This is a genomic window from Alitibacter langaaensis DSM 22999 (genome assembly GCF_003096995.1).
Taxonomy (GTDB): Bacteria; Pseudomonadota; Gammaproteobacteria; order Enterobacterales; family Pasteurellaceae; genus Exercitatus; species Exercitatus langaaensis.
The window spans coordinates 279,275-296,466 of the sequence record NZ_QENU01000001.1 but is presented as its reverse complement, the minus strand read 5'-3'; the positions used below and the strand labels follow the sequence as shown (position 1 = coordinate 296,466).

Genomic DNA, 17,192 nt, shown 5'->3' with positions numbered 1-17,192 from the left:
TTTCTCCTAATTTTTTATTAATTTCGTTTTGATTTGATTTAAAATTGAAAGAATAAAGGGCTCTTTAGATATAAACAAAAAACCGAAATAACAAATGAAAAATAAACTTGCACTTACAAAGAATACAATAATTTCATTATAATTTGGAATAGCATTTACCCATATTGATAAGTTAGTAGCTAATATTAATGCTATGATAATCCTTATATAACTAATTTTACCAAATAACACTTGAGCATAAGATCTTAATATATAAATTTGATATATTAAAATACTTATCTCAGCCAACACAACAGAAATTGCAGTACCAGTTGCACCATATATAGGAATTAAAATTAGATTAAGTAACATATTTATTGCTGCTGCAAGTACTACTGAATAACACAAATATTTTTCCTTACCTAGTGGAATTAACATTTGAATACCAGTGAGATTAGAAACCCCTACTATTAAAATAATAAATGATAAAATTTTTAATGGCTGACTTGCAGAATAATAGGCTTCTCCAGCTAAAATAAAAATAATATTGTCTGAGAATATAAAACAAAAAACAACTAATGGTAACGATAACAAAAATATAAACTGCATCGACTTTTTAATGATTCTATTAAATTCATCGTTCATATTATGAGCTACATAATAACTTAATCTAGGTAATAATACCGCACCTAAAGTAGTTACTATACTTACCATTACATTTCTTATTCTATACGCCACATCATAATATCCGACCTCTTTAGAATCGGTCATAAGTCCCAATAAAGCAATACTTACATAGACATAAAATGCCACAGCAATAGTGGTAACAAAAAATACTGCCATTGGTTTTATGTGTTTTTTAAAATTGTAATTTGTATATAACTCTAGAGTAATTAATCTATTCAAATTTAGAAGATTAATAATACCAGAACCAACTGTTGCAAATATCATAACAAAAGCATAAATGATATAATCATTTTTAGATTTAACTAGAGTAAAAACCAAAATTAATGATATTATTTTAAAAATCACAGATCTTACAGTAATATATTGGTATCGTTCTAATCCTTTGTAAAGCCACTCAACACCAATAACAGTAAGTATTATATTAAGACTAGATATCCAAAATAATTTCCTTTCAGATCTGAATACATCAATAAATTCGATACAAATCCAAAATATTAAATATACAAATAATGTAATTACTAGATTTATTATTAAAATCTCTTGAACAGTTTTAGACAACTGATCCTTATTATCTCTAACCTTTGCACAAGCCCTAATACCATAATTAGCGACTCCAAAAGAAGCAAAAATACTAAAATAAGAAACTATTGCGTAAGCAAATGCGACTTTTCCAGTCCCCTCTGGCAATAGTATCCTAGAAACGTAAGGAAAGGTTATGAGAGGAAATAGAAAATTAGTTAGTGTTAACACTAGATTCATTATAAAATTAAACTTAACACTTCTTAAACTCATATCATTTCTCAATACACATATTTGACCTATATTTTCCGACATAGGACAATAAAAATATAAAAGGGTTAAAATCAAGAGACATGATATGTGGATTCACTAAAAGGTCTAGCATAATTACACCGAAAATGATCCCATAATAAATATTATTTTCTTTTACTATCATATCTCCAACATATTTAAAACCTAATGCAATTACAGAAAACAGTACTACACCATAATCTATTAAGGCTCTAAAATACCCTGAATCAATAACAAATAAAGAATTATTACTATTTAGATCAGCAATATCTATATATTCTACCTTTTGTCCCAAAAAGCTAATGCCATACTCTAAAAAACCTTTATTTCCATAATACAATCTACCGCTTAATATCTTATTGAGTTTATACATCCATTCTATATTTGGGTCATAAGTTATAATTAAATATATAGAAATAGTCGATAAAAGAATAAATCCAAAAGATGATATCCAGGCAAGAATCCTCCCTATAAAAATAGTTTTATAGTTTATATTGAATAGTTTAATAAACAGTATACAACAGATAAAAAAATTAACTAAATAAAATATTGTTCTTGTGTCTGTATATACATATACATAGATATTCATCAAGAAAAAAAATAACAGCTCTAATATACCCAATTTTTCTTTCCTAATAGCACTCCATGCCATATAAAGATATAGTGACATATTAGCAATATAGGTTGGATATTTATATCCTAATGGATCTCGAAATAAACCATTACTTCTATACATAGTATCCATCGATTGATATTCGTAAAGCTCAAAGATAGAACTAAAAACTGTAAATAATATACATATAATAGTTGTTAATATAAATGCTTTTAAAATACTATCAAAACTCACATATTTTGCAAATATAAAGAAAATAAAAACAGATATAACCATCCTAGAATAGTAATAAGAAATTATAAATATTATACTTACAGCGATATCCCAGACTGTATTTTTATTAAACTTATAGAATAAACATAAAGCTATAAAAGAAAAAGAGTAAAAAAACATCTTCACCTTATCAACCCATATTTTATATCCATCTATTGATATAATAAATTGTGAGCTAGATAAATGTATGATGGCCACGCACGAGCAATAAGAAAATATAAATAATAATAAAAATAATTTATATCTATTCATCTTTTAAAAAATCACTCACAAAACCAAATTCAAAATGGAATGTTTTTCTCTTTTATCCTCAGCCGGAACTTCCATATAATTTCCATATAATTTACTTAAATAATAACTCTCATTTGAATATGTAAAAAAGAATTCTTTATCAAACCTTCTTAATTGCAAATTCATTAATTTTTCCCTAGCATAGATTTCCCCCCAAAAATGATTTCTACCTGAAGGAATAACAACGAATGTTCCCCTTTTACAATTTTTATATATACTAAATATACTATCCATAAGTCTAAACCATTTTGTATAGTGGATAATATTTATTATTGGGGAAAATATAGTTCGAACTAAGATTTTTCTATGGAACTTTTTTTCCAATCCAAGTTCTTTAAGTTGTGTCTTTATTCTATAGGTTCTAATTGAGGCTCCAATATATAGTAAGAATGTTGATAAAATTCCTTGTATATATTTCAAAAAGATATTATCTGGTAAGTTTTCTACTATAAATATATCAATTGGTAATCCAACTTTATCTGTCTCTAAATCTTGAATAGTTCTATATTGAGTGCCTTTTTTTATCAATCTAGGGAAATGATAATAATAATTTTCATCCCCAGGAATGATGAGTTCATATTTATCCGATAATGAGGAACCTTTGAAAATAGAGTAAAACTTGTCAAATTCTTTTCTATCCATATTGATATCGATATCATCATCCCAAGGAATGAAACCTTGATGTCTAACAGCACCAAGCATGCTCCCTCCCCCTAGAGAATAATTAATATTATTTTCGACAAGAAAGCTATTTAAATCACTCATCATACAAATCAATTCATTTTGAATCAATTTTCGCTTTTCATCATCTATCTCAATTAATCTATCGCTCTTTAAAGTTTTATATACAACATTCATATTCATTTTATTTATTCCTTAAAAACTCTTTTCGTATTTCTTACCAAATAACTTCGCCATTAAAAAAGCAGATCCTTTCTTAAACCAATTGATTTTTTCACCATATACAAATGGAATTGCTTTTACCTTAATTGATTTAGACTGAGAATAGTATTTTAGCCATACATTAAATAACAATTCACTGACACGACCATAAAAACGAGCATGAAAAGCAGAATACTGTTCTGCTGGAATACGCTTTTCTAATTCAAATAAAATTGGAAACAACCAGCTACAATAAGAATTTACTAATTCTTTAGGCATAATGAACATATTAAACATATATCCACCACGCTGTTTCATCACTGAATCAAAACTTGATAAATATTGACCGCACTTTTCTGCAATAATCTCACGAGTTACATCTAGATGTTCTGCATGTAAAGTATTTGCATAATGTGAATACAGTGTTTCGATATAATAATTACGTTTATTTGGTACAATTACATCATACTGACTTAATAAGTGACTTGCTTCTTCAAGTGTTAGATACAATGTTTCTAAGGGATTACTTCTACGTTCTGAACAACTTTTTACACTAAAAAAGCGGCGATAATGGATTAATCCTAAATAATCATTTGATAGATTTTTCCAAGCCCAATAAAGCCCCGTTAGTTCACAAAAATTCGGATTTTTAGCTGAGATATTATCGCCAGTATCATCACCTTGATAACCAAGATCACTATTACCTAATTTACCTACATGTAACGGCAAATACATTTCATCCGACGGCATGAAGTGTTGTTTATGCGTCGCAATTATAATTTTTATATCTTTATTATTCATGATTATTTCTTAAAAATACGTTTACTAAAACCCAGATAGAACCTATTATTCCACCTAATACTGCTCCCACAAGTAATAAAATGGCACGTTTAGGCCAATCTCGTTGCACTGGATAACTCGGTGATGCTTGATAACTATACGATTGCCCTTTCAAATTTTTAACTTCTTTTTGTAAGGCTGTAAGTTGTTTTAATTGAGTATCAATAAGATGAAGTTGTAATCGAGCATAATCAGCGCCATAAGTTAATAAAGCAGTTGTATGATCTAAAGGACCTGTAGTTTGTTGGCTTGGTGCCATATTGGCTTGTGGTGACTGAATAATTGAATTTGGAGAAATATTTAATTCTTTTTCGACTGCTAGTGAAGTTTCAGTTTCTTCTTTTTCAGTATTCAAACTTTCAATTTTCTGAGTAATTTGTAGCTGAAATTCGCTTTTATCTAAATTAAAAGCCTTTTCATTAATAAAATTAATGAATTGCGTCAATGTTTTTTGTGCAGCCTCTGGAGTTTCGCTTGCAAAACTAATGCGATTATCAAACATATCTTGATTTTTTTTAGGATCAGGACGTAAAATCGAGATGTATTCAATTGATAAATCTGATAATACTTTACGTTGAGCTTTTTCATCTAGCCCTTCAATTAAACGCTTATATTCATCAGACTTCATAAAAAAATCTCGTCGTTCATTTTGTGAGAACGCGATACGATCAAAATTAGAATAAAGTTTTTTAGATATTGAATCAATCGTTATATTAGATACGTTAGAGATCTTTGCAAAACGCATTTTAGCATTAGCATATTCACCTAACTCCACTGCTGTAGGCGGAATTACTTCAGCCGTTGAAGTCCATTTTTCCTTTGCAGTAAACGCATAAGCTGCCGCAGCTAATGTAAAGACAAGTGCGGTCAAAATAATAGTTATTTTTTTCTTCCACAAAACTTGAATCAGTTCGATTAAATCGATTTCATCATTTTGTTTTAATTGTTGTTCTGTCATTGTTCAATCCTGACTATAATAAATCTAATTTTCCAAGATTACTTTGCCAATATACCCTAAATTACGGTGACGTTGTGCATAATCAATGCCATATCCCACGACAAATTCATCAGGAATTTCAAAGCCAACCCATTCCACGGGCACTTGCACTTCGCGGCGAGAAGGTTTATCAAGCAAAGTACAAATAGCAAGGCTGGCGGGTTCGCGTAAGTTTAAAATTGCACGTACTTTTTCGAGGGTATAGCCTGTATCAATAATATCTTCCACGATTAAAACGTGTTCGTTTTTAATATCACCACTGAGATCCTGACTAATTTTGACATCATGGTTGGTTGTCATGCCACTTCCGTAGCTTGATGTGGTCATAAATTCAATTTCAACAGGCAATTTAAGCTCACGCACTAAATCAGCCATAAACATAAATGAGCCACGTAATAATCCCACAACAATGAGCTTATCAATTTGTTTTTGTTGATAAAAAGCTGTAATTTCTGCACCTAATTGGCGGGTTCTCTCACGCACTTTTTCTTCTGAAATAAGCACATCAACATGATGCTTTTGCATAAAAAATCCTTGAGCGATAAAATTTCGTGGATTATAGCGAAAAATAAAGATCGAAGTCATCAAACTTCAGCCTTTATATCCTAATAAAGTTAAATGTCGACTAATTCCCTGAAATGTTCATATTTTCTAGCAAAATAGAACCTGTCTGAATATTAGAGCGGTGTTCAATATCATCGGCGACTGCAACAATATTCTGTAACATCTCTTTTAAGTTGCCTGCAATCGTAATTTCCGATACTGGATATTGAATCTCACCATTTTCAACCCAAAAACCTGAAGCTCCACGACTATAATCGCCTGTGACCATATTTACGCCTTGTCCCATAAGATCAGTGACTAATAACCCCGTTCCCATTTGGCGCAAAAGTGCGGTCAATTTTCCAGAAATATTTGGTTTGACGAGCCAATTGTGAATGCCCCCCGCATGCCCTGTACTTTGCATACCCATTTTCTTGCCGCTGTAACTGGTTAATAAATAAGTTTGCAATACGCCATTTTCGATAATTTCTTTATCGCTGGTGCGTACGCCTTCGCTGTCAAAAGGAGTAGAAGCCAAACGCCCAATTAGGTGTGGACGCTCGCTAATTTGAAACCATTCAGGCAACACTTGTTTTCCTAGATGGTCGAGTAAAAAACTGTTTTTACGATACAAACTCCCGCCACTAATGGCTGCTGCCAAATGGCTAATTAAGCCTGTGGCTACATCATTCATAAAAATTACAGGGCTTTCTTGAGTCACAATTTTTTGTGGTTTTAAGTGGGAAATCACTTTCTTGGACACATTAGTTCCCACCCATTCTGGCGCGGCTAATTCCTTGAAGTTGCGCGAAACAGTATATTCATAATCCGTTTCCAATTGCTCATCAACGCCGCCGAGTACAGAACAAGAAACCGAATAACGGCTAGATAAATAACTTTGCAACATTCCGTGGCTGTTGCCATACACTCGCACGCCTTGGTGAGAATTAAAACTCGCCCCATTGCTGTTTACAATGCGTTGGTCATAATCCAAGGCAGCCGTTTCTGTGGCAAGCGCAATTTGAATAGCGTGATCCACATCGATTTCTGCGGGATGGTATAAATCCAAATCTGGTGCATCAAATGCCATTAATTCTTTAGGTGCTAAGCCTGCGCAATCGTCAGGCGAAGTATATTTGGCAATAGCAAGCGCAGATTCCACCGCATTTTTAATCGCGGCAGGGCTTAAATCTGATGTGGAAGCATTGCCCTTTTGTTGCCCTAAATAAACAGAAATGCCTAACGCGCCATCATTGTTAAATTCGACATTTTCCACTTCTTTTAAGCGTGTCGAAACGGATAAACCGCTCACTTTGGTTACCGCAACTTCGGTTGTCGCCCCTGCTTTCGTGGCAATTTCCACGGCATAACTCACGGCATCACGCAACTCTTGTTCTTGTTTTTTTAAAAGTGCGGTCTGATTTTGTTCTGTTTTCATTGATGATTCCAATTTGAAAAATTTGGTGCATTTTAGCTTATTTGCTAGAATGTGGCAAAATTTGACAAGGTAGGAACAGATTATGAAAAAGCGTGGCAAAAAGCCTGAATTAGATTGGACAGACGGTGAACAAGAAGAAATCATTTGGGTGAGTAAAAGTGAGATTAAACGCGATGCCGAAGAATTAAAAAAGCTCGGAGCGAAATTAGTAGAGCTAACCCAGGCGAATTTAGACAAAATCACCCTTGATGACAGCCTTCTTGATGCGATTAATCTAGCTCGCCGTTCACGTTTAGAAGCCAAACGCCGTCAATTGCAATTTATCGGCAAACTATTGCGTTCTGCGCCAGAAGATGAAATTAATCATATCCGTGAAAGCCTAGATAAAATTGAAAATAAGCATAATCAACAGCAGGCAATGTTGCATAAATTGGAAATATTGCGCGATGAATTAGTGGCGCAAGGTGATGATGCATTGGCAAAATTCGTTGAAGAACAGCCAACCGCGGATCGTCAGCATTTGCGCAATTTAATTCGCGCAGCGAAGAAAGAAAAAGAGCAAAATAAACCGCCAAAGGCTTATCGTGAAATTTATCAATATTTGAAAGAGTTAATTTTAGAAGATTAAAAATCAAAAGTGCGGTGAAAATTCACCGTATTTTTATTACTCAAATATTACACAAAGTATCGTTCAAAAATCTCTTGAAGGTGCTCGAGTAAAACCGCTTTTCCTGCAATTTCTTCATTTTCCCAAGCTTTTATCAGAATTTCAGGGCTGAATTGCTGTTGCGCTTGTTGGGCAAGGGGGAAATAGCTGATATGCCAAGGCTCTCTTCCTACGTCAATGTTTTTGGCGGTTTGCATAAACGGCAAAGTGAAATCAAATTGGGCTAGATTTTCCTGTAGCCATTGGCTGAGCTCAAAAAAATAGCCGTTTTGCTCGTATTCCCAAGGCTCTAACTGCAAGGGTTGATTTGCGGGAATTAAATCTGGATCCCAAAAGTCAATTTCCGTTCCCCAATGATGACGACTGCCCCCTGGCAATGCTGACCAGCGTAAGATCGCTTGGCATTTTTCCCAATCGGAAAGTGCGGTCAAATCTAGCAAATTTCCTTGCTCATCATGCACTTTGCGTTCGCCATTAAACTTACCATTCCAAATAAGCTGCTGACGTTGAAAATCACGAAAGCTGCTAGCGGGTTGCAAATTAAAGCCATTTTTGACTGCACTTTTTTGCAACGCTTGAAACGCCTGTATGGCTTGTGGCTGCAGAAAATGGTGCGGCGAATAAGGGCAAGCTAACGGCACCAAATGATCGCGGCATTTCCCCGTGAGTTGCTGTGTGGTTAATGCCATATTTAATCCAATAAATTCACTAACATTTGTTTATACACCTCGCCTAAGGTTGCTAAATGGCTGATATTTACGCATTCGTTCACCTTATGAATCGTGGCATTAAGCGGGCCTAATTCCACCACTTCGCCGCCCATTAGCGCGATAAAACGTGCATCAGACGTGCCGCCTCCTGTATCCAATTTCGGCGAAATACCCGCGATTTGCTCCAAACTCTCCACCACCGCTTTCACCAGTTTATTCGGTTTGGTTAAGAACGGTTTGCCCGATAAATTCCACTCAATGTGATAGTTCAAATTATATTTTTCTAGCATTTCAGCTACTTTAGTTTTGATGACTTCATCAGTGACTTCGGTGCAATAACGCAAATTAAATTGCACATAAAGCTCCCCTGGGATCACATTATTCGAGCCCGTTCCTGCATGAATATTGGCAATTTGCAAACTCGTTGGCGGGAAAAATTCATTGCCCTGATCCCATTGATAAGTGGTTAATTCTTGCAGAAATCCTGCGGCTTTATGTACTGGATTATCCGCCAAATGAGGATACGCCACATGCCCTTGAATGCCTTTAATATATAGATTACCCGTAATCGAACCGCGGCGGCCATTTTTCACAATATCCCCGAGTTTCTGGCTGCTTGAGGGTTCTCCCACCATGCAATAATCAATATTTTCACCACGCGCCATTAAGGCATCAACCACTTTTGTGGTGCCATCTTTCGCTGCGGCTTCTTCATCTGAAGTAATTAAAAAGGCAATGGTGCCAGAATGATCGGGATTGGCTTTAACATATTCTTCCGCGGCGACAATCATAGACGCAAGAGAACCTTTCATATCTGCCGCCCCGCGACCATATAACAAATCGTCCACGATTTCTGCAGAAAACGGCGGATACTGCCATTGGCTTTCATCGCCTGTCGGCACAACATCAGTATGCCCTGCAAAAGCAACAATAGGCTTATTGGAACCGTGTTTTGCCCATAAATTAGTGGTTTCACCAAAGTTCATCCATTCAATGGTAAAACCTAATTTTGCCAAACGTTCTGCGATCATTTGCTGACAGCCTTGATCATCAGGCGAAATTGACGGACGGCGGATTAAATCTTGCGCAAGATTGATAATGTTATTTTTCATTTATTTTTCCGAGATAAAGAGCAGTGATAAATTAAAAAGCGAACGATGCTAAGCGGTTAGCGCTTGCGCATATTCTTTTTCATCAAATCCAATTAGGGCGATGCCATCTTGCAGAATAATTGGGCGTTTGATCAAGGTAGGTTGTTCGGCGAGCACTTGAAGTGCGGTCGATTTATCAAGCGTTTTTTTGAGATTGTCATCAAGATTACGCCAAGTGGTGCTGCGTTTATTCACTAAGGCTTGCCAACCAAATTGGCTTTCTGCCTGAACCAGAAAATTTGCATCTAAACCCTCTACACGATAATCGTGCAATTTATGTTCAATATTATTCGCCGCAAGCCATTTCAAGGCTTTTTTTACCGTATCGCAATTTTTAATACCATAAACAGTGATCATTTTAGAAAATCCTTACAAAAAATGAGATGAATAAGTGATGTGCTGGTCACGATAGCACGGGTTAACGCTGAACGCAAATTGCATTCATCAATGCTTAAAGCATAGAGAAATATGCTCGAACAGCCATTTCACATTGACTTTGGCGAAGCCCAAAATCAGTAATCAATAGGTATGAATAAAATATCGCCGATTAAAAACAAAAAATCCCGAACTTGTCGGGATTTTTATCGCTCATACAAAATTAAAGAGCTTGATTAACAAAACTCGCTAATTGATTTTTCGGTAATGCGCCAACTTGTGTTGCAACGAGTTTACCGTCTTTAAAAAGTAATAAAGTTGGGATGCTGCGCACGCCAAATTGTGCGGGTGTGCCTTGGTTTTCATCAATATTCATTTTAACGATTTTGACTTTATCGCCATATTCCGCGGCCAAATCTTCTAAGATTGGGCCTACCATGCGGCATGGGCCACACCAAGGCGCCCAAAAATCTAATAATACAGGAACACCTGCGTTTAATACGTCTGCTTCAAATGATGCGTCTGTTGCATGAAATACTTCTGCCATTTTTCTTTCCTTTTCTAATGAGTGTTCCCAATAAATGAGAACCTATTTGTTAATTTCAAGCGCCGAAGCGATTTAGTTGAAAATTAGTGTAATTTTAACCGCACTTTGGGTCAATTAATCACTGCAATTTGTAAAACCTTTACATTTTGAATATGAGTGAGCCAACAAGCCCACTCTAATAAGAACTATTTCAATTGGGAAAAGGCTTGTAATAGATCTGCTTTAATATCTTCTGCATCTTCTAAACCGACAGAAAAACGCAAGAGATCATTTGTTACCCCACGCGCAATACGCTCAGCTTCGGGAATATCCATGTGCGTTTGTGTCGATGGGTAGGTGATAAAACTTTCCGTTCCGCCTAAACTTTCCGCAAAGGTAATTAATTTAATCGCTTTTAAGAATGGATTTACCCAGTTTTCGTCTTGTAAACGGAAGGATAACATACCGCCCTTATTGGCATATAAAACATCTTTCACTTGAGGTTGTTCGCTTAAGAATTTTGCAATTTCTTGCGCATTTTCTTGATGACGTTTCATTCGCAAAGAAAGGGTTTTCATTCCGCGAACGGTCAAAAATGAATCAAACGGCGATAACACTGCCCCTGCACCATTTTGAATATAGAAAATGCGCTCACAAAGTTCTTTGCCTTTCGCAACAATGAAACCGGCTAGCACATCATTATGCCCCGCGATATATTTTGTGCCGCTATAAACCGTGATGTCAGCGCCTTCATCCATTGGGCGAAATAGCACTGGTGTTAAGAATGTGTTATCTACAATGAACAATAAATTATGTTTTTTCGCCACTTTTGAAATAGCCGCTACATCACATTCTTGCATCAATGGATTTGATGGCGTTTCTACGAAAATCGCTTTGGTGTTTGGCGTAATCGCGGCTTCAATGGCTTCAACCGATGCGGTATCCACATAAACTGGTTTGACGCTATTGTTATTTTTCGACAAGAAATCCAATAAACGATATGTGCCACCATACACATCACTTGATACAATCCATTCATCGGGCGCAGTAAATAATGTCATTAATACTTGAATTGCCGCCATACCTGAAGCAAAGGCAAAAGCCGCATCGCCACCGTCCAATTTAGCCATGGTTTCTTCTAAGACTAAACGTGTTGGGTTTTTCGTGCGGGTATAATCAAAACCCGTGCTTTCGCCAATGCCATGGTGCCCATAAGCCGTTGAAAGGAAAATAGGGGTTGAAACCGCACCTGTACGAGGATCAGTACGGTTGCCCGCTTGGGCTAATATCGTGTCTAAAGCGTATTCTTTTGTCATATATTTACCTAATTCATTTCCGAAATTTATTGTGAACGCATTGTGGCATAAAGTGCGGTCGGTTTAAAGCGATTTTTCGTTGCAGAAAATTTCACACTTTTTTGTATCATTTTTAGCTAATTTGCATTTTTTATAAGCAAACGAAAAGAATTTAATATTTTTTTCTAAATTGTTGTTGACACTAAATCGAAAATCCGTAGAATGCACATCCGTTGACAGCGACAAGCTGAAAATGACGCGGGAATAGCTCAGTTGGTAGAGCACGACCTTGCCAAGGTCGGGGTCGCGAGTTCGAGCCTCGTTTCCCGCTCCATTCTCGAAAAGAGAATGAAAATGCAAAAATAAAACGCGTTGTGCCCGAGTGGCGGAATCGGTAGACGCAAGGGATTTAAAATCCCTCGCCTTTCGGGGCGTGCCAGTTCAAGTCTGGCCTCGGGCACCATTTAATACTAAGGTATTAAATCAACAAATAGCACCGAAAGGTGTTTTTTTTTGTATCTGAACGCAAAAATTTAAAGGCAATAATTTAACGGCGTGTTAGCAAAGCGGTTATGCACTGGATTGCAAATCCATGTAGCTCGGTTCGACTCCGGGACACGCCTCCATTCCAAAAGAATTTTTATCGGTCGCAATAGCGGCTTTTTTTATATCTAAAATTTATGGAACTTCGTTATTACATCATCTTTGGCGTTATTGCGCTGGTTTTGCAATTATTTTTGTTCATTTTTGACCGCACTTTACGTTGGTTTCTGCAAGATTTAATCAGCAAAAAAGCACGCCTTGCGCTTTCAGTGCTTATCTTTGTTGTCGCCAATAGCATTATTTTTCTCACCATTCTCCGCATTTTCCCTCACTTTCGTCTCAGCGCTTGGATTCTAGTCTTCTTACTTTATAGCGCATTCAGCAGTTTGGCTTGTTTTGTTTTGGCAAAATTGGGGCATAAATGGGAAAACTCGCTCATTTTTAACCGCACTTTGCGTTACTGTTATCCGCTAACCCTAATCGGTTTATTTGTGCTAAGTCTCTATAATGCTTATACGCCGCATATCCTACATTACCAAATCAGCATTGATAAAACATTGCAACCGTTGCGCATTGGCGTGGCAAGTGATTTCCATTTAGGCACTCTCTTTGGCGGCAAACAATTAGACGAGCTTGCGGATATTTTTAACCGTGAAAAAGTGGATTTAATCCTACTTCCTGGCGACATTATGGATGATAACGTCAATGCCTATTTAGCGGAAAAAATGCAACCGCATTTAGCCAAATTACAAGCACCATTAGGAGTTTACGCCACACTTGGCAATCATGATTTCTTTGGTGATCAAAAACGTATTGAAACTGAAGTTCGCAAGGCGGGATTAAAATTACTCGAAGATGAAAGCGTTGTAGTCAACGGACAGTTTACCCTTATTGGGCGAAATGATAATTTGGCGCCAAATCGACCAGAAACTGAGCAGCTGCTTAAAACCGTAAACACGAGTTTGCCAGTATTTTTAATGGATCATCGTCCTGATGATGTCATTAAGCACAGCAAGCTCCCTATTGATTTACAAGTTTCGGGGCATACTCACAAAGGGCAAATTTTTCCTGCTAATGTGTTCACGCAGTTGATGTACGACTTGTCCTATGGTTATAAACAGCTTGGCCACGGACATTATTTTGTCACTTCTGGTTACGGATTTTGGGGTGTACCACTGCGTTTAGGCTCGCAATCTGAAGTGTTAATTATTGATGTGCAAGGGAAATAAGCACAAGAAAATAAAAAATGCGCGTTATCAATCAGTTGAAAAACGCGCATTTTTTTGACCGCACTTTAGGCATTATTAATGCCAAATGCCATCACATCCTCAATGCGTTCCGCTCCAAGCGCAATCATTAATAAACGGTCAATCCCTAAAGCCACGCCTGAAGTATTCGGCATTCCTGCGCGCAATGAAGCCAAGAAACGGTGATCAATTTCACGTTGCGGCAAGCCTAATTTTTCGCGCTGTTGATTATCTTGTTCAAAGCGGCGCAACTGTTCTTGTGCATCGGTCAGTTCATGGAACCCATTGGCGAGTTCTAAGCCTTTATAATACACTTCAAACCGCTCAGCAACGCGATGATCTTCCGAACTAATTTGCGCCAATGCGGCTTGGGTGGCAGGGAAATGATAAATCGCCACAGGGCGTTCTTTCCCGATTTGAGGCTCAACCACTTCACTAAACAAAAATTGCAGCAATGTGTCGCGATCTTCATCGATATTGCAGATAAAATTATACTTACGCGCTAACTCCACTAAAATTGGACGTTCCACAGAAAGCGGATCAACGCCAACATATTCCTGAAAAGCAAATTGATAGCTCATTGTTTCCATCGGTTTACAATCAAGGGTTGATTGCAATAGATCATCCACTTCATTAATCAAACGATACATATCAAAGTGCGGTCGATACCACTCTAACATGGTAAATTCGGGATTATGGCGTTTTCCCGCTTCTTCATTGCGGAATACATGGCAAATCTGAAAAATCGCGCCAGAACCAGCCGCGAGCAAACGTTTCATGTGATATTCGGGGCTGGTATTTAACCACAAAGTTTTTGATTGCGCATTTTGTGGGGCGATAAAATCTGTCTGAAAAGTAGAAAGATGAACGTCTGTCACCCCAAACTCACTTAACACAGGGGTTTCAACTTCTAACACGCCGCGATCGGTAAAAAACTGGCGTAATTCTGCAATAATTTTGGCGCGTTTTAATAAATTCTCAATGCTAGCCGTGGGTTGCCATTGTTCTTGTTCGAGCAACGGATTTAACTCAGCGGTGCTAGCAGTGGAATTAGGTTGTTCTTGTTCAAGCATAAATTATCCTAAATAAATGACAATGTCATAATCTTGCGCAGTATACGCCGAATCACAAAATTTTGTTTATGAGATTGATGATCAATGACGTGATTTTTTATATGTTTTTCATAAAAAAGCGAAAATTTGCTCTGCATATTTAGAACAAACGTCGCTAAATCGGGCTCTATTTTAATGAGATTGAGCATTCCAAGCAAACGCACAATATGCATTAAATACGGAATAACCACAATAAATTGATCTGAATAACAATCTTTTGCATTTGAAAAAATTGTTTTTTGAGTTAGATCACAAAAAGATAAATTAATCGATTAAATAGCGAAAAATAGGTAGAAATCACCGTCGATAATAGGGAAAATATTTGCGGAAACACAAAAGTGCGGTCATTTTTCTGCATATTTTGTGACAATTTGATTATCTATTATTGGAGAAGAATATCGTGCAAACTGTTAATGTCGATATTGCGATTGTGGGTGCTGGTGGCGGTGGCTTACGTGCCGCTATTGCCGCAGCAGAAGCTAACCCTAACTTAAAAATCGCTTTAGTATCAAAAGTTTATCCTATGCGTAGTCATACTGTGGCAGCTGAAGGTGGTGCCGCAGCAGTGATCAAAGATGAAGATAGCTACGACAAACACTTCCAAGATACGGTTGCAGGTGGTGACTGGTTATGTGAGCAAGATGTTGTAGAATATTTCGTTCAACATTCGCCAGTGGAAATGACTCAACTAGAGCGTTGGGGCTGTCCGTGGTCTCGTAAAGCCGATGGCGATGTAAACGTACGCCGTTTTGGTGGTATGAAAATTGAGCGCACATGGTTTGCGGCAGATAAAACTGGCTTCCATATGCTTCATACCCTATTCCAAACTTCAATCCAATTCCCACAAATTCAACGTTTTGATGAACACTTCGTTTTAGATATTTTAGTTGATGATGGCCATGCTCGTGGCTTAGTGGCGATGAATATGATGGAAGGCACATTGGTGCAAATCAACGCGAATGCCGTGGTTATTGCCACTGGTGGTGGTTGCCGTGCATTCAAATTCAATACCAATGGCGGCATTGTAACAGGTGATGGTTTATCCATGGCTTATCGTCACGGTGTGCCACTTCGTGATATGGAATTTGTGCAATATCACCCTACTGGTCTTCCAAATACAGGTATTTTAATGACCGAAGGTTGCCGTGGTGAAGGCGGTATTTTGGTAAACAAAGATGGCTATCGCTATTTACAAGATTATGGTCTAGGCCCTGAAACACCAATCGGTAAACCAGAAAATAAATATATGGAATTAGGTCCGCGTGACAAAGTTTCACAAGCATTCTGGCAAGAATGGAAAAAAGGTAACACATTAAAAACCGCCAAAGGCGTTGATGTAGTGCATTTAGATTTACGTCATTTAGGTGCGGATTATCTTCACGAACGTTTACCGTTTATTTGTGAATTATCTAACGCCTATGAAGGCGTAGATCCTGTGAAAGAGCCAATTCCAGTGCGCCCTGTTGTACATTACACCATGGGTGGTATTGAAATCGATTTCAACAGCGAAACCCGTATTAAAGGTTTATTTGCAGTGGGTGAATGTGCCTCTTCAGGTTTACATGGTGCAAACCGTTTAGGTTCTAACTCATTAGCTGAATTAGTGGTGTTAGGTCGTGTTGCGGGTGAACACGCAGCGCAACGTGCAGCAGAAGCACAAACACGTAACCAAGCAGCGATTGATGCGCAAGCACAAGATGTAGTGAAACGCTTAGAAGATCTTTATCACCAAGAAGGCACAGAAAACTGGGCAGATATTCGTGAAGAAATGGGCACCGCAATGGAAGAAGGTTGTGGTATCTATCGTGATGAAGCAAGCATGCAAGTAGCGGTGAACAAAATTGCGGAATTAAAAGAACGTTTCAAACGTATTCGCATTCAAGACCGTTCAAGCGTGTTCAACACGAACGTACTTTACACAGTAGAATTAGGCTACATCTTAGATGTTGCCCAATCAATCGCAAACTCTGCGATTGCCCGTAAAGAATCCCGTGGTGCGCACCAACGTTTAGACTATACAGAACGTGATGATGTGAACTACTTGAAACATACATTAGCCTTCTACAACGGTGACGATGCACCTCGTATTGACTACAGCCCTGTAAAAATCACGAAATCGCAACCTGCAAAACGTGTTTACGGTGCTGAAGCTGAAGCGCAAGAAAAAGCAGCAAAAGAAGCTGCCGCAGCACAGAACGCATAAGGAGACGCAA

At 37.3% G+C, this 17,192-nt stretch carries 16 protein-coding genes and 3 tRNA genes; 6 read left to right on the top strand and 13 right to left on the bottom strand.

The window, feature by feature from the left end:
- Positions 1-6: 6 nt before the first annotated feature.
- The 7 genes from C8D76_RS01495 to pmbA all read right to left on the bottom strand — a co-directional run bounded on the left by C8D76_RS01495 (position 7) and on the right by pmbA (position 7,353).
- Positions 7-1,425: a flippase gene (locus C8D76_RS01495; protein WP_243405785.1), complete on the bottom strand. Its 1,419-nt coding sequence runs from the start codon at positions 1,423-1,425 to the stop codon at positions 7-9.
- A 34-nt stretch (positions 1,426-1,459) separates the two neighbouring features.
- Positions 1,460-2,482 (bottom strand): hypothetical protein, encoded by a 1,023-nt coding sequence (locus C8D76_RS01490; RefSeq protein ID WP_116631052.1) that lies wholly within the window; start codon positions 2,480-2,482, stop codon positions 1,460-1,462.
- A gap of 147 nt (positions 2,483-2,629) precedes the next feature.
- Positions 2,630-3,517, bottom strand: coding sequence for a LicD family protein (locus C8D76_RS01485; RefSeq protein WP_116631051.1), 888 nt, complete (start codon positions 3,515-3,517; stop codon positions 2,630-2,632).
- 12 nt (positions 3,518-3,529) lie between these two features.
- Positions 3,530-4,336, bottom strand: a complete 807-nt coding sequence (locus C8D76_RS01480; protein ID WP_116631050.1) for a DUF4422 domain-containing protein — start codon at positions 4,334-4,336, stop codon at positions 3,530-3,532.
- Positions 4,329-5,333: an LPS O-antigen chain length determinant protein WzzB gene (locus tag C8D76_RS01475; RefSeq protein ID WP_116631049.1), complete on the bottom strand. Its 1,005-nt coding sequence runs from the start codon at positions 5,331-5,333 to the stop codon at positions 4,329-4,331. The genes C8D76_RS01480 and C8D76_RS01475 overlap by 8 nt, the downstream gene beginning before the upstream one ends.
- 24 nt (positions 5,334-5,357) lie before the next feature.
- On the bottom strand, positions 5,358-5,897 hold the full coding sequence (gene hpt / locus C8D76_RS01470; RefSeq protein ID WP_116631048.1) for a hypoxanthine phosphoribosyltransferase: 540 nt from the start codon (positions 5,895-5,897) through the stop codon (positions 5,358-5,360).
- A gap of 100 nt (positions 5,898-5,997) precedes the next feature.
- Positions 5,998-7,353 (bottom strand): metalloprotease PmbA, encoded by a 1,356-nt coding sequence (gene pmbA, locus C8D76_RS01465; RefSeq protein WP_116631047.1) that lies wholly within the window; start codon positions 7,351-7,353, stop codon positions 5,998-6,000.
- A gap of 82 nt (positions 7,354-7,435) precedes the next feature.
- Between pmbA and yjgA the strand changes: the two genes are divergently transcribed.
- Positions 7,436-7,981, top strand: coding sequence for a ribosome biogenesis factor YjgA (gene yjgA, locus C8D76_RS01460; RefSeq protein WP_116631046.1), 546 nt, complete (start codon positions 7,436-7,438; stop codon positions 7,979-7,981).
- A gap of 47 nt (positions 7,982-8,028) precedes the next feature.
- Here yjgA and C8D76_RS01455 read toward each other — a convergent pair whose 3' ends face one another.
- The 5 genes from C8D76_RS01455 to C8D76_RS01435 all read right to left on the bottom strand — a co-directional run bounded on the left by C8D76_RS01455 (position 8,029) and on the right by C8D76_RS01435 (position 12,098).
- Positions 8,029-8,709 (bottom strand): M15 family metallopeptidase, encoded by a 681-nt coding sequence (locus tag C8D76_RS01455; protein ID WP_116631045.1) that lies wholly within the window; start codon positions 8,707-8,709, stop codon positions 8,029-8,031.
- A 2-nt stretch (positions 8,710-8,711) separates the two neighbouring features.
- Positions 8,712-9,842: a succinyl-diaminopimelate desuccinylase gene (dapE, locus tag C8D76_RS01450; protein ID WP_116631044.1), complete on the bottom strand. Its 1,131-nt coding sequence runs from the start codon at positions 9,840-9,842 to the stop codon at positions 8,712-8,714.
- A gap of 48 nt (positions 9,843-9,890) precedes the next feature.
- Positions 9,891-10,238, bottom strand: coding sequence for an ArsC family reductase (locus C8D76_RS01445; RefSeq protein ID WP_116631043.1), 348 nt, complete (start codon positions 10,236-10,238; stop codon positions 9,891-9,893).
- Between the two features lie 241 nt (positions 10,239-10,479).
- Positions 10,480-10,803, bottom strand: coding sequence for a thioredoxin (gene trxA / locus C8D76_RS01440; RefSeq protein ID WP_116631042.1), 324 nt, complete (start codon positions 10,801-10,803; stop codon positions 10,480-10,482).
- Positions 10,804-10,988: 185 nt separating this feature from the next.
- Positions 10,989-12,098, bottom strand: a complete 1,110-nt coding sequence (locus C8D76_RS01435) for a methionine biosynthesis PLP-dependent protein (RefSeq protein ID WP_116631041.1) — start codon at positions 12,096-12,098, stop codon at positions 10,989-10,991.
- Positions 12,099-12,335: 237 nt separating this feature from the next.
- Between C8D76_RS01435 and C8D76_RS01430 the strand changes: the two genes are divergently transcribed.
- From C8D76_RS01430 to C8D76_RS01415, 4 genes are all read left to right on the top strand, one after another.
- Positions 12,336-12,411: transfer RNA gene (locus C8D76_RS01430), tRNA-Gly, on the top strand.
- Between the two features lie 42 nt (positions 12,412-12,453).
- Positions 12,454-12,540, top strand: a tRNA-Leu gene (locus C8D76_RS01425).
- 89 nt (positions 12,541-12,629) lie between these two features.
- A tRNA-Cys gene (locus tag C8D76_RS01420) sits at positions 12,630-12,703 on the top strand.
- 54 nt (positions 12,704-12,757) lie between these two features.
- On the top strand, positions 12,758-13,849 hold the full coding sequence (locus tag C8D76_RS01415) for a metallophosphoesterase (RefSeq protein WP_116631040.1): 1,092 nt from the start codon (positions 12,758-12,760) through the stop codon (positions 13,847-13,849).
- Between the two features lie 65 nt (positions 13,850-13,914).
- On the opposite strand, the gene epmA is transcribed toward C8D76_RS01415, so the two are convergent.
- Positions 13,915-14,886: an elongation factor P--(R)-beta-lysine ligase gene (epmA, locus tag C8D76_RS01410; RefSeq protein WP_116631100.1), complete on the bottom strand. Its 972-nt coding sequence runs from the start codon at positions 14,884-14,886 to the stop codon at positions 13,915-13,917.
- A 493-nt stretch (positions 14,887-15,379) separates the two neighbouring features.
- On the opposite strand from epmA, the gene frdA reads away from it, so the two are divergent.
- A complete protein-coding gene (frdA, locus tag C8D76_RS01405) occupies positions 15,380-17,182 on the top strand; it encodes a fumarate reductase (quinol) flavoprotein subunit (protein ID WP_116631039.1) in 1,803 nt (600 codons plus the stop codon).
- Positions 17,183-17,192: the final 10 nt, after the last annotated feature.